Source organism: Megasphaera sp. An286 (assembly GCF_002163455.1).
In the GTDB taxonomy this organism is placed as follows: domain Bacteria; phylum Bacillota; class Negativicutes; order Veillonellales; family Megasphaeraceae; genus Megasphaera; species Megasphaera stantonii.
In genome coordinates this window covers 1-12,900 of record NZ_NFIY01000004.1, presented here as the reverse complement: position 1 = coordinate 12,900, position 12,900 = coordinate 1, and the positions used below count along the sequence as shown (strand labels likewise).

Annotated in this window: 12 protein-coding genes and 1 tRNA gene; 3 read left to right on the top strand and 10 right to left on the bottom strand. The window is 52.9% G+C overall.

Annotation, left to right across the window (positions count from 1 at the left end):
- The first annotated feature begins 49 nt into the window (after positions 1-49).
- Positions 50-763, top strand: coding sequence for an SIMPL domain-containing protein (locus B5F80_RS02955; RefSeq protein WP_087477332.1), 714 nt, complete (start codon positions 50-52; stop codon positions 761-763).
- A gap of 57 nt (positions 764-820) precedes the next feature.
- Here the strand turns inward: B5F80_RS02955 and B5F80_RS02950 are convergent, their stop codons facing one another.
- The 7 genes from B5F80_RS02950 to B5F80_RS02920 all read right to left on the bottom strand — a co-directional run bounded on the left by B5F80_RS02950 (position 821) and on the right by B5F80_RS02920 (position 9,347).
- On the bottom strand, positions 821-2,257 hold the full coding sequence (locus B5F80_RS02950; RefSeq protein WP_087477331.1) for an Rne/Rng family ribonuclease: 1,437 nt from the start codon (positions 2,255-2,257) through the stop codon (positions 821-823).
- A 184-nt stretch (positions 2,258-2,441) separates the two neighbouring features.
- On the bottom strand, positions 2,442-2,723 hold the full coding sequence (locus B5F80_RS02945; protein ID WP_232818746.1) for a hypothetical protein: 282 nt from the start codon (positions 2,721-2,723) through the stop codon (positions 2,442-2,444).
- Between the two features lie 140 nt (positions 2,724-2,863).
- Positions 2,864-3,718, bottom strand: coding sequence for a MurR/RpiR family transcriptional regulator (locus B5F80_RS02940; RefSeq protein WP_087477330.1), 855 nt, complete (start codon positions 3,716-3,718; stop codon positions 2,864-2,866).
- Positions 3,719-3,775: 57 nt separating this feature from the next.
- Complete coding sequence (locus tag B5F80_RS02935) at positions 3,776-5,095, bottom strand: gluconate:H+ symporter (protein WP_087477329.1); 1,320 nt, start codon at positions 5,093-5,095, stop codon at positions 3,776-3,778.
- An 18-nt stretch (positions 5,096-5,113) separates the two neighbouring features.
- Positions 5,114-6,526 (bottom strand): decarboxylating NADP(+)-dependent phosphogluconate dehydrogenase, encoded by a 1,413-nt coding sequence (gene gnd / locus B5F80_RS02930; protein WP_087477328.1) that lies wholly within the window; start codon positions 6,524-6,526, stop codon positions 5,114-5,116.
- A 25-nt stretch (positions 6,527-6,551) separates the two neighbouring features.
- Positions 6,552-8,099 (bottom strand): gluconokinase, encoded by a 1,548-nt coding sequence (locus tag B5F80_RS02925; RefSeq protein ID WP_087477327.1) that lies wholly within the window; start codon positions 8,097-8,099, stop codon positions 6,552-6,554.
- A gap of 363 nt (positions 8,100-8,462) precedes the next feature.
- Positions 8,463-9,347, bottom strand: a complete 885-nt coding sequence (locus tag B5F80_RS02920; RefSeq protein WP_087477326.1) for an MBL fold metallo-hydrolase — start codon at positions 9,345-9,347, stop codon at positions 8,463-8,465.
- 334 nt (positions 9,348-9,681) lie between these two features.
- Here B5F80_RS02920 and B5F80_RS02915 point away from each other — a divergent pair, with 334 nt between their 5' ends.
- Positions 9,682-9,951: a type II toxin-antitoxin system RelB/DinJ family antitoxin gene (locus tag B5F80_RS02915; protein ID WP_087477325.1), complete on the top strand. Its 270-nt coding sequence runs from the start codon at positions 9,682-9,684 to the stop codon at positions 9,949-9,951.
- Positions 9,932-10,195 carry a Txe/YoeB family addiction module toxin gene (locus tag B5F80_RS02910; protein WP_087477324.1) on the top strand — a complete coding sequence of 88 codons (264 nt, stop codon included), beginning with the start codon at positions 9,932-9,934 and terminating at the stop codon, positions 10,193-10,195. Before B5F80_RS02915 ends, B5F80_RS02910 begins: the two co-directional genes overlap by 20 nt.
- 262 nt (positions 10,196-10,457) lie before the next feature.
- Here B5F80_RS02910 and B5F80_RS02905 read toward each other — a convergent pair.
- From B5F80_RS02905 to B5F80_RS11395, 3 genes are all read right to left on the bottom strand, one after another.
- Positions 10,458-10,546 (bottom strand) — tRNA-Ser (locus B5F80_RS02905).
- An 88-nt stretch (positions 10,547-10,634) separates the two neighbouring features.
- Positions 10,635-11,258 (bottom strand): sigma-70 family RNA polymerase sigma factor, encoded by a 624-nt coding sequence (locus B5F80_RS02900; protein WP_087477323.1) that lies wholly within the window; start codon positions 11,256-11,258, stop codon positions 10,635-10,637.
- A gap of 118 nt (positions 11,259-11,376) precedes the next feature.
- Positions 11,377-12,900 (bottom strand): S-layer homology domain-containing protein (locus tag B5F80_RS11395; RefSeq protein WP_239386289.1); only part of this gene is annotated, 1,524 nt, incomplete at its 5' end.

The following is a 12,900-nucleotide window of genomic DNA, read 5'->3' as shown; positions in this document are numbered from 1 at the left end:
ATAGGCGTACCAATAAACAAGCCTTATGGAATTAAAAGGAGGTCCTATCATGAAATATTATCCCGTTAAAGCCTTGGCCGTCGCCGCCCTGCTCATCGGTTCCACGGCCTTTATGTCCCCGTCTTATGCCGCTGCTCCCGAACCGTCGGTCATCCACGTCACGGGCTACGCCCAGCAGGAAGTCGCTCCCGACACGGCCTACGTCACCATCGGCATGGAAACGACAGGAGAAGACGCTCAGCAGGCCCGCACGCAGAACAACGAAGTCATGAGCCAGGTCACGGCGGCTATGAAATCTATGGGCATCGCCCCGGAAAACCTCAAGACCATGGGCTTCTACATGTCGCCGAACTACGACAGCAAGAGCCGCAAGATCGTATCGTACACCGTAACGAATAATCTGCAAATTAAAGTGTCCGACCTCGACATGATTCCCCGCATCATCGCCAAGGCGGCCAACCTGAACGCCAACTCTATTCAAGGCATCCGCTTCACCAACGAAAAGACCGAACAGATTAAGGACAACCTGGTCAAGCAGGCCATCATCAACGGCAGACGGCAGGCTGAAGCCGCCGCCCAGGCCGCCGGCATGTCCCTCGGCAAGGTGAAGGAAATCAGCATTTCCGGCCGCTCGCCGTCTTATGAAAACGGCTACGCCGGCGCGGCGCTGCGCATGTCCGCCAAAGCCGCCGACTACGCCCCCGTAGAAGCAGGCACCAATACGTTAAGCGAAACAGTCACCATGACGTTCTATCTCCAATAGCATACGGACGAGCAAAAAAAATAGCCCGGCACATCATAGTGTCGAGCTGTTTTTCATTTATTCATGATACGACAAAATCGAAAATACTTCTCTGTTCGGATGATCTGACGCTTCGAAATGAAGCGTCCGTGACAGCTCCCGCTCCAATTCGTCCCGCCGCTTTTTATCTTTTAAGACGGCTAATACGTCGGCATGAGCGCAGATGAGCAGGTCGCCCTTTATATAGCGCACGTGAACCATATGGCGCAGGCGGCGGATAATCTGGATCGCCACCGATTCGGGAGAATACAAATATCCCGAGCCGCCGCAGATATCGCAGGGACTGAACTGTACCTGATACAAGCCCTGCCGGGCCTTCTTGCGGGTAATTTCCACCAGATTCAGGGCCGTCATGCCCAGGACGTGGGTTTTCGTGCAGTCCTGGGCCATTTCCCGTTCCAGTATCTGCAGAATTTCATCGCGCCGCACAGGCTGGGCCATGTCGATGAAATCAATGATGATGATGCCGCCGATATCGCGGAGCCGCAGCTGCCGGGCAATTTCCACGGCCGCTTCCTTATTGACGTGAAATATCGTATCCTGCAGGGTGCCGTTGCCCGTGTACTTGCCGCTGTTGACATCGATGACCGTCAGTGCCTCCGTATGGTCGAAGACCAGCGTGCCTCCCGACGGCAGCGCGACTTCACGAGCCATGAGGTGCCGCAGCTCGTCTTCTAAATTGTAGCATTCAAAAATCGGCTGGTCGCCCTGATACAGCTCGACGCGGCTGCGCCACTGGTCGTCCGTCACGATTTGGCAGATGCGGTCGTAGGCATCCTTGTCGTCGACGATGATTTTTTTTACGTCGGCCGTAAAGTGATCCCGTATCATCCGCATGACCAAATCGGCCTCACGGTACAGGAGCTTGGGCTTTTTCGCCAGCTTATACCGCTGCTGCACGCTGTCCCACGTCCGCAGCAGATAGCGGATATCGGCCAGCAATGCCTCTTCCGACACGCCCTTGGCGACGGTACGGATAATCAGGCCCATGCCGGCCGGCTTGATTTTCGCCGTAATATCGCGCAGGCGGTTCCGTTCTTCTTCGTCCCGTATCTTTTTCGACACGCCGACGTAGTCCACCGTCGGCATGAGGACGGCGTATCTCCCGGCCAGGCTGACATTGGCCGTCACCTTGGCCCCCTTGCTGCCCCGTTCCTCCTTGATGACCTGGACGAGGACGCTCTGGCCGACGGAAATATGGGTCTGCTGAATTTCTTCCTTCGTCGCCGCCCGGGGAAATAGATCGCCCAGATACAAAAAGGCGTTTTTCTTACGGCCGATATTGACAAAGGCCGCCTGCAGGGCCGGCAGGATATTCTGTATGGTTCCCTTGTAAATATGATTGCCAATATGGGTCTCGTCGTTCCGCTCGACGGCGAAATCGCGGAGACGACTGTCTTCTATGATAGCCATGCGCGTTTCTTCGGGCATGACGTTTCCTACGATTAGTTTCATCTGCTGTTCCTCACTCTTAAAAGCTATGAAAACATTGTATCATAAAAACTACAGTCAAGCCATATATGCCGCCAGCCCAAGACGGCAATAAAATACCCGCCGACAGCTCGTCGTCGCTGCCTGCGGGTATTTTATTATATGAGATTAAAAGGGAGATCATATCCTCCCCTATAGGGGAGCCATGTTATTTGGCGATAGCGATAATCGCTGCGACGGCGGCTACGCCCAAAGCCCAGTTGGCTTTCTTGTTGGCGTCGTCAGCGTCTTCCTGAGTTTTGCTCTTATGGTCTTTTCTATCGCGATCCCAGTCTCTGTCGCGATGGTCGCGGCGGTCGTCTCGCTGTTCCCAGCCTGGCCGGTCGTGTCTCGGGCCGGCAGCCTGAACGGCAACGGCTCCGCTGAACGTCGTCAGTACCAACGTCGTAACCAACGTCATCTTCAAAATATTCTTTATGCGCTTCATCATCTGTACCACTCCTTTAGCTGCCATTCCAGTGTTTTCCTTTGGTTGATACATATAGTATACAGCACAAATGTTACAGTTGTGTGTCATTTCTTTGGCAAGTTGTATACTTTTTTCGCATACAAGGCCCTGAAGGATATGCTTTATATTCTCTTTTTCGTAATTTCCCGCCGCATTTTCTGCATGTTGTCCTGAAACAGCTCGGCGTCGGCCATGGCGATGCGCGTGTACAGGACGTCGCCGATAGCCATGTGAATGAGGCGCGACGCGCCGGCTTCGGAAGAGTAGCGGACTTCGCGGCCCATACCGCACAGGCACACGTCGGCCAGCTTTGCCAGCGGCGATTTGGCATGACTCGTAATGACGACGATAGACGCGCCGCTGTCCTTCGCAGCCTGCACGGACTGGAGCAGCTCCTGCGACGCGCCGCTGTGGGAGACGGCGATGACCGCGTCGTCCGGCGACAAAAGGGCCGCCGACGTGACCTGCATGTGCGAGTCCGCATAGGCCTGAATGGCCAATCCCAGGCGGAGGTACCGCGTAGCGATGTCCCGGCACACCGTCGCCGAGTTGCCGAAGCCGTACACGGCGACGCGGCGGGCCCGGCGCAGGATACGGGCCGCAGCATCTACGGCGTCGTAGTCCAGCAAGGCCAGCGTATCCTGCAGGCCGTCGCTGATGTTTTGAAACATCTTAGACGCTACGACAGAACAGCGGTCGCCGCTGCGGATGTCGTGAAACTCTTTATTTTCTGCCGCCGACATGCCGGCAATGAGATTCAGCTTCAATTCCTGCAGGCCGCTGAACCCCAGCTTTTTACAAAACCGCGATACTGTAATTTCCGAGCTTTCCGTAGCGTTGGCAATATCGGAAATAGTCTGCTCCATGATTTCTTCCGGCGCAGCGACGATATAATCGGCAATACGGCGCTCTGATTTCGTCAGACCGCCGTATGCGCTGCGCAGCACGGGAAATTGCTGGATTGCTTTTTCATCCATAGGCGCGTCTCCCCTACCTTGCAAATTTTCATAGTAATTCTATGACTATATTTAATTTTATACTAAAAATGCGTCGATAACAAGTACGCCGAGGAGGCCCATGACGGCGATGATCGTTTCCAGCGCGCACCAGGTACGCACCGTTTCCTTGACGGTCAGGCCGAAGAATTCTTTAAACAGCCAGAAGCCGGGGTCGTTAGGCGGGCTGAAGATGAGGGAGCCTGCGCCCGTAGCCAGTACCATCAGCTCGGGATTGGCCCCGGTAGCCGCACAGATCGGAGCGGCAATGCCGCCAGCCGTCAAGGCCGCGACGGTAGCCGAGCCGCAGGCTGTACGGATAACGGCGGCCACGAGCCAAGCCAATACTAAGGGGGACAAATCGGCACCAGCGACCAAATCACCGATATAGGTACCGACGCCGCTGTCGATGAGGACCTGCTTGAGCGCACCGCCGCCGCCGACGATGAGGAGGATCATGGCGATAGCCAAGACAGCGTCCTGGACGATTTTCATGACTTCATCCATCTTCTTGCCGCGGCCCAGGCCGAAGGTGTAAATGGCGATGGCCACAGCGATGGTCAGGGCCATGTCCGGCTGGCCGAGGAAGGTCAGGATATGGCGCGCTCCCGAAGCTTCGGGCAGGGCTAATTTCGCAATAGCCGATGCAGCCATGAGGACGACGGGCACGAGAGCGGTGAAAACGGAAACGCCGAATCCGGGCATTTCATCGTCCTTAAAGATTTTAGGATTGTACAATCCCTTAGGAATTTCCGGGTTAATATCCTTCGTCAAATTGTAATACAGCGGGCCGGCGACGATAGCCGTCGGGATGGCGATAATCGCGCCGTATACGAGGGTCGTGCCGATATCGGCGTTATAGATGATGGCGATAGCCGTCGGGCCGGGATGGGGCGGCAGGAAGCCGTGCGTGACCGACAAGGCCGCGGCCATCGGGATGCCTACTTCGAGAAGGGGAATCTTCGCTTCTGCAGCGATGGTGAATACGAGAGGAATCAAGAGGACAAAGCCGATTTCATAGAACAGGGCGATGCCGACGATGAAGCCCGTCAGGCAGACGGCCCATTTTACCTTTTCCCGGCCGAAGACGTTGATGAGCGTCGTGGCGATGCGCTGTGCGCCGCCGCTTTCGGCCATGAGCTTACCCAGCATAGCGCCGAAGGAAACGACGATAGCCAGGCCGCCGAGGGTTCCGCCCAAGCCCTTTTCAATAGTCGGGATCAGCTTGTCGATAGGCATTCCTTCGGCCAGGCCGACGAGACCGGCGACGACCAGAAGGGCCAGGAAGCTGTTCAGCTTGACTCTGACGATGAGGAAAAACAGTACGAGAATACCGATGGCAAGTATGACTAGCGGCATGAGTATGACCTCCTTCTATTATTTCGTATAATGTTCCTTCCACTGATGATGGAACGTACCTTCTTTATCTACGCGCTTAAACGTATGGGCGCCGAAGTAGTCGCGCAGGGCCTGAATGAGGTTGGCGCCGACGCGGGGGCTGCTGTAGGCGTCGATGTATTCCATCGCGTTGGCGTAAGCCGGTACGGGAATACCTTCGCTGACAGCCAGGCAAACGATCTTGCGCAGGCTGGCCTGATTGGCGTTGATCTTGTCGAGGAAGAATTCGTCGAACATGAGGTTTTCCAGATTCGGGTTCTTTTCGTAGGCTTCGGTAATCTTGTTCAGGAACTCAGCCTGAATGATGCAGCCGGCCCGGAAAATAGACGCGATGCTGCCGTAGTCGAGGTTCCAGCCGTACGTTTCCGAGGCGCTGCGGTACAGCGAGAAGCCCTGGGCGTAGGCGACGATTTTCGCCGTGTACAAGCTCTGACGGACGGCTTCGATAAAGGCCTCCCCTTCCTGCTTCGTAAGAGCCGGCTTATGGATGACTTCCTGCGCCACCTTGCGGCCCGGCTGGTTGGACATGACCCGGGCGTTGCAGGCCGCCGTAATCATGGAAATATCTACGCCCTGCTTCATCGATTCGATGCTCGTCCAGCGGCCCGTGCCCTTCTGGCCGGCAGCGTCGACGATGTAGTCTACGACCTGTCCGCCTGCTTCGTCGTCTTCTGCGAAGATATCGGCGGCAATGCCGATGAGGAAGCTCTTGAGCTCGCCCTGATTCCATTGGTGGAAAATTTCCGAAATCTTGGCGTTGTCGTAGCCGCCGACGTATTTCAAGAGCAGGTACGCTTCGGAAATGAGCTGCATATCGGCGTATTCGATGCCGTTGTGGACCATCTTGACGTAATGGCCTGCACCGTCTTCGCCGATGTAGGTGCAGCACGGCTTGCCGTCGGCAGCCTTGGCGGCGATGGCTTCATAGACCGGCTGGATTTCCGGATATGTGTCCTTGTTGCCGCCGGGCATGATGGACGGGCCGCGGCGGGCGCCGTTTTCGCCGCCGGAAATGCCCATGCCGTAGAAGTGGATGCCTGCTTCGCTGCAGCGTTCGCAGCGGCGGCGCGTGTCGCCGAAGTACGAGTTGCCGCCGTCGATGATGATGTCGCCGGCATCGAGGATGGGAATAAGCTGTTCAATCATGCTGTCTACAGGCGCGCCAGCCATGATCATGAGCATGATCTTGCGGGGCTTTTTCAGGGAGCCGATAAATTCCTTCAAGTCGTAGTAGCCTTTAATGTTGTCATGAGGCCGTTCCGTTACAAATTTTTCCGTCAAGTCCGGCGTGTAGTTGTATACCGATACGGCAAAGCCGTGGTCGGCCATATTGAGGGCCAGATTGCTGCCCATGACAGCCATGCCTACGACGCCGATATCCCGTAATTCCATAATCATCTATCTCCTCTCTGCTTCCTTATATTTTCTTCTGATATTCCGTAATATCGGAAAATTCAGTCTGTAAGTTGTGATACAAGCGGACGAAAATATCATACAATTCGTCGTATACTTCGCGGTTTTCATCCTGCGGCGTGTAAATGCGGCGCGGATGGACGAGATGGGCCGTATCGGCGATGCTCTTCATCTTGCCGCTGGAAATGAAGCCCAGTACGGCAGCGCCGAATGCCGCGCCTTCGCTGTTGTCCGGCAAGGTAATGGGCTGATTGAGAACATCCGACAGGATTTGAATCCACAATCTCGATTTCGTAAAGCTGCCGCTGACGCGGATATCCTTTACATCTCCGAATTCCTTCAAGGCCTGCATGACGCTGTTCAGGCTGTAGCAGATACCTTCCATGACAGCCCGGATCATGTGGGACCGGCTGTGGTTGAGGGAGAAACCGAAGAACATGCCCCGCAGCTCCGAATTCCAGTACGGAGCCCGTTCGCCTGTAAAGTACGGCAGGCAGATGAGGCCGTCGGCGCCGGCGTCGACGTGTTCCGCCTTCATGGTCATGAGGTCGTACGGGTCGATGTCCAGGTTTTCCAGGGCGCTGCCGCCGTAATGGCAGATCTTGTCGCGGACCCAGCGGAGAATCATGCCGCCGTTGTTGATAGCGCCGCCGGCTACCCACATGTCGTCGGTCAGGTTGTAGCACCACGTGCGCATCTGCGGGTCCGTCATCGGTTCCTTCGTCAGCATGCGCAGCGCGCCGCTCGTGCCGATGGTGCCGCTGAGCTGGCCTGGTTCGACAGCGCCGATGCCGACGTTGACCAATACGCCGTCTGTCGCGCCGATAACGACGGGCAGTCCCTTAGGCAGATGCATGGCCGCCGCCGCTTCGTCCGTCAGCGGATGGCTGTACGTCGTCGATACGACGGGAGGCATGTAGTCCTTCGTCACACCGGCGTACGCCAGGATTTCATCGTCCCAGTCCAGCGTATGCTCGTTGTACATGCCGCTCGTGCTGGCCGCCGACTTGTCGATAACCCATTCGCCCGTCATGTTGTAAAAAATATAATCCTTTAAGGAACCGACGTATTTCATCTGTTTGAACAGCTCCGGCTGGTTTTCCCGCAGCCAGATGATCTTCGCCAGGGGATAGCAGGCGTGAATGGGGCATCCTGTCCGTTCGTAGAACGACCGGCACAGCTCCGGATTTTTCTTCATTTCCCGCACGATGCCCGTGCTGCGGCTGTCGGCCCAGGTCTGCATGTCCATGAGAGGTTCCTTCATATCGTCCAGACCGGCGAAGCTGTGCATCACCGTGCTCAGGGCTACGCCTGCCAGCTCCTTGTTCTTGTAGCGGAGCTGGTCCGCCGTCTTGCGCACGACCTGTTCGATAGCTTCATAAATTTGCAGCGGACTTTCTTCCGCCCAGTCCGGATGAGGCGTTAACAGCGGATAAAATGCTTCGGAAGAGCAGACGTTCGTCCCTTCTTCCGTGTAGGCGATAGCCCGCACGCCTGTCGTCCCTACGTCGACGCCAATCCAAACTTCCTGATTTGCCGAATCCATTGGCATATGTCATCCCGTCCTTTCAATACATTTCCCTTCGTCATGTAAGAGTACTGTAAAATTTTGGTAAACCTTGTTTGTACCTTTATTATACTCATTCGTTAGCTAAATGCAATAGTCTTTTCATTTTATTTTTAATTTTATGATATATTTATATCATAAAAACTGCCGTACCTATGTGACGCTTACATAGTATATACGAGCTATCCAATTAAAATAGGCCCTTTCTGTTGATGTGTTCGTGCACAGAATAATGGCCCATATGCTACGTGAATTTTTTCTCAAATAAATCCACCTGTATGACATGTTTCATACAAAAAAAGACGCCTGCCTGCGCAAGCGCCTTGTCGTCCTACTCTTATATACACATTATACAGCTTTCCATACCATCAAATGATCCTCAAAGGCATAGGTCATCTCGCCCGTATCGCGGAGCCACGACAAATACGAGCGAATCGTGCTGCCTACCAGGACATACTGCTCTATCGTCATGACCAGCTGATACCGGTCAAATACCTTCCGCAGGATATGCTCGAATATCATCGGCTCCTGGCACAGCGACAGGAGATAGGCCTTGATTTCATATATCTTGTCCCGATTGGCCTGCACGAGCTTCTGCATATCCTCCTTTGAGCCGGCCGCCGCGTGAGACGGCACAAAGACGTCCCCCTCCATAGCCTCCACTGCGTCGAGAGTCTTTAAATAGGCCGCTACGTCGTAAATGAAGGACACGGCGTATTTATCGAGGTTTTCTATGCTGCTGAGGCAGTCGGCCAGAAAGACCGTGTTGTCCGGCGTACGGAAGCCTACCATGTCGAAAAAATGGCCCGGCAGAGGAATTACTTCTATGTCCTTAGGAAAATCGGCGTCGGAAAAATCGACGGCGTCGCTGGCCGCCGCCAGCAAAAACTTGTGGCGTAAATCCTTGCAGGGATAGCCGCCGTACAAGAAGGACGTTTCCAAAATAGGATACTTCGTAAAGGCCGTTTCAATACCGCCGGTAAAGACCTTGCATTTCCGCTGGCGCTGCAGATAATCATTGCCGCCGATGTGATCGGCATTGGAATGGGTATTTAAAATCCCCTTCAGCGTCCAGCCTTTTTCGTCGAGAAGCTTGCGGATCTTCCGCCCTGCGTCCTTGTCGTTGCCGCTGTCAATCAAATACACGTCCGTCCCTTCGGCAACATACACGCCGATTTTCGCCGGACTCTCGATATAATAAGTCTTCTCGTTGACCTGCACCAATTCAAACATCCTGCATTCCTCCCTGCGCCGAATTTGTTATAATCAATATACATATAGATATTATACCATAAGATGAAATTTAATTAGAATATTCGGCATACAATGAGTGATACTCTTAAATTTTTATATCTTCATGAACCTAAAGCGTTTCATCGATAAAAATATACGTAAAAAATACAACGATTTTGTATTCAGCTGCAGCGGCAATAAGTATATCCATTTTTCTTGAAACATTGCATTCTGCAATACTTCTTCAAATAATCATCAAATACACTTTTTGCTAATTGTATTGATGTTGTATGGATATTGTATTAAAATATAAATAGAAAGGAGCGTGTTTACGATGGCACAAACTACAATCAGCGTCCGAATGGACGAATCCTTAAAAAAAGAATTTGACCGCATTTGCAATGATCTGGGACTTTCTATGACTACGGCTATTACCATGCTGGCAAAAAAAATGACAAGGGAAAAACGTATCCCCTTCGACGTGTCTATAGATCCGTTTTATTCTGAAAAAAATATGGCTCGACTTCGCCGTTCCATTGCGCAGATGGAAGCTACAGGCGGTACAATTCATGATGTAATTACAGATGATCAAAGCATGGACTGATGAAGCCTGGGAAGATTTTGAATATTGGACAAAGCAAGATAAGAAAACACTGAAACGTATTTTACAACTTCTGAGAGATATAGACCGCAACGGATATGAAGGAATTGGCAAGCCGGAACGGTTAAGCGGCGATTTATCTGCTTATTGGAGTCGTCGAATAGATGATTCTAACCGCATCGTGTATCGTATAGAAAAGGGTATAATAAAAATCGTCCAGTGCGGTTCTCATTATAGGGATAAATAACAAATTTAATAATAATGCAACATAGTTTACACGCATATCAAAGAAACGGCCGCATGCAAAGACTTATTTTCTCATGCGGCTACTTTGTTAATTTTACCATATTTATGGAGAAGGCACCGGCGTAGAAAGCTATATGTCAAGCATCGATAATAGATTCTATTCAATGCCGTTTTTTTAGGCAGAAAAACAGCCGTAAAAGGCTCTTAAACGCAAAAAAGAACCGCACTGCCAAGCATTTCTGCTCGACAGCGCGGTTCTTGTCTGGCGGAGCGGGTGGGATTCGAACCCACGAGACCTTTCGGCCTAACTGATTTCGAGTCAGCCCCGTTATGACCACTTCGATACCGCTCCATGCAAATACTTTATTATAATATCATTTCAGGGGCTATTCGTCAATGATTTTTTCAAAAAAATCTCAGCAAATTGTATGGCCTGCCGCCTACAGCTGCCCGTCTGGACGCAGTAATCCATAACCCTCACCTTCTCCACCGCCATGACAGTCCACAGCCTCATAAAACTTAGCCATGGCCGCCTTCGTCAGCTTATGGGCCTGCGACAGGGACAGGCCGCAGCGTTTGGCTACGTCGCCGTAGGTCAGGTCGGCGAGATAGCGCAGGCGGAGAAATCGCTGTTCTTCCTCCGTCAGGCTGTCCAAACACTTCCGCACCAGGTCCTTCACCTCGGACACCACAGCCTGCCGGTGCGGGTCCTGCTCGTCGCCGCTGAATAAGCCCAATGCCTCGGCGATCTCGTCGATATGAAGGGCCGTCTCCATCGATTCCATGTAAGTCTTAAACCGCCGGCTCTCCCGTTTAAACACCCGGTCTACAGCCCGGCGGAAGGCCTTGTGGGCTTCGTCATCACCAGTTACGTCGAAGGCATGGACGCACTCCAAAATCGCCAGCTGGGCCACCGACACGGCCTCGTCCAGCGAATCGTAGCAATAGCGGTGCCGCCGGGCGTACTTGCAAATCAAGGGCCGGAACTGCTGCAATATCAGCAAGACCGCCTCTTCCTCGCCTTTCTGAGCGCGTTCTATCCATTGGCATACGGTTTGATTCATGGGAAGTTCCTCCTTTAAATGAATAAAATGATAGAAAAAACGAGCCGAGGTTTCCCCCGACTCGTTTCTCTTGCCTTGTGTCAGCTATAAGCTATTCACAAAGCCTTTCCGTATGAAGTTAGTTAGCCCGTACGCGTTCGATCGTCGGGTTGCCATCCTTATCCTTCGCGACCGTGGCGATGTGGAAATATTCCAGCTCCGGCTTGAATTCTTCTACCAGACGGGAATCTACTTCCGCTCCGGCCTGAATCGCGTTCTGGATGATCTGGGCAAATTCATAACGGGTCATAGTGCGATCGCCCTTGAATTCGCCGTCGGGATAGCCCTTTACTAAGCCGCTTCTAGCCATGGCTGCGACAGCTTCGTAAGCCCAGTGGTTTTCCGGTACATCCGGGAACATCGTCGTCGTATCCGGTTCGGACTGAATGCCGACGAGAGCGTTGACCATAGCCGTCAATTTCTGAATCTGCGCATCCTGCTTAGCGACGACATCGCGCATAGCCTTGATTTCCTTGGCCATAGCGACGCGGGACGTAGTAACGCCGCTGCTGCCGGAGCCGATCTTGAGGGATACGCCGGCATTGACCATATTGTCGTCGTTACCGACGGTGCCGCCGACACTGAACATGGTGTCTTCGTTCGGACGGTAGAAGGCTCCGAAGGCGACGGCGCTTTCGCCGCGGTAATTACCGTAGCCAGCCGAGAAGTCCCACTTGTTGTCCGGGTCGAAATCGAGCGGATGGAGGGCTGCCAATGCGGCTGCGCCTGCGCCGACTTCGTCGATGCGGTTGCCCAGCTTATTGACTGCGCCGCCGAGAGTGCTGATGTTCTTCGCGTTAGCTTCGACATCCTGCTTCACGCCGTAGAGCTGGCTGCCGTTGACGGCGTCTTTCGACGTTTCGGAGATTTCTCCGTCAGCCACGCCGGTGATTTTGTTGTTGTTCATGTTCAGATCGCCTTTGATGCTAACGTTATTGTTAAACGTAGCTTCACCGTCGACTTTCAAATCGCCTTTCAGATGGGTATCGCCCGTAACGGTCAGATTATTATTAATAGTCGTCATATCTTCAGTCGTTACATTGTTGCCCCATTCACTCGGATCCGGATCACGCATCCCTTTTGGAGATTCCTGCGGTGCCGACAATACACTGTTCGTCATCATCGTTACATCCAAACTCATAGGAGCAATTTGCGACAAGGCGTTCAGCGCAGACAAGTTCGCTCCATCCAGCTGGTTAGCAACAGCAACCGCTTTTTCAAGGCTGTTCGTGTTAATTCCAGCTTCGTTAAATTTAGTAGTCAAGTTACCTATATTATTTGTATTATTAGTAACTTGTTTTTGAATATCTGCTAGCTGACCTTCCGTTGCTGCACGGTCTGCTACAACTTCACCAGCATTCCATTCTGTATTTTCAAGGCCGGTTACGCTTGGTGCAGTTACACTCCCGGTTTCGTTTACATGGAAGTTATTGTTGCCAGCCCATACTTCATTAGTCAGGACATTGCCGTCTTCCAGTGTGACACCGCCAATCGTTGAATTGCCTTGAGCGATAATCGTACCATCTGTGCTGACATTGCCTTGGGCATCTACCTTAAAGGCATCATATCCTGCACTGATACCTTCCGGAGCTGTCACTACACC

Bases quoted from the DNA above. Each gene is read 5' to 3' on its own strand.
- B5F80_RS02915 (WP_087477325.1), top strand. From the start codon at position 9,682: ATGGCACAAACTACAATCAGCGTCCGAATGGACGAATCCTTAAAAAAA.
- B5F80_RS02945 (WP_232818746.1), bottom strand. From the start codon at position 2,723: ATGATGAAGCGCATAAAGAATATTTTGAAGATGACGTTGGTTACGACG.
- B5F80_RS02940 (WP_087477330.1), bottom strand. From the start codon at position 3,718: ATGGATGAAAAAGCAATCCAGCAATTTCCCGTGCTGCGCAGCGCATAC.
- B5F80_RS02955 (WP_087477332.1), top strand. From the start codon at position 50: ATGAAATATTATCCCGTTAAAGCCTTGGCCGTCGCCGCCCTGCTCATC.
- B5F80_RS02935 (WP_087477329.1), bottom strand. From the start codon at position 5,095: ATGCCGCTAGTCATACTTGCCATCGGTATTCTCGTACTGTTTTTCCTC.
- gnd (WP_087477328.1), bottom strand. From the start codon at position 6,526: ATGGAATTACGGGATATCGGCGTCGTAGGCATGGCTGTCATGGGCAGC.
- B5F80_RS02900 (WP_087477323.1), bottom strand. From the start codon at position 11,258: ATGAATCAAACCGTATGCCAATGGATAGAACGCGCTCAGAAAGGCGAG.
- B5F80_RS02950 (WP_087477331.1), bottom strand. From the start codon at position 2,257: ATGAAACTAATCGTAGGAAACGTCATGCCCGAAGAAACGCGCATGGCT.
- B5F80_RS02925 (WP_087477327.1), bottom strand. From the start codon at position 8,099: ATGCCAATGGATTCGGCAAATCAGGAAGTTTGGATTGGCGTCGACGTA.
- B5F80_RS02910 (WP_087477324.1), top strand. From the start codon at position 9,932: ATGATCAAAGCATGGACTGATGAAGCCTGGGAAGATTTTGAATATTGG.
- B5F80_RS02920 (WP_087477326.1), bottom strand. From the start codon at position 9,347: ATGTTTGAATTGGTGCAGGTCAACGAGAAGACTTATTATATCGAGAGT.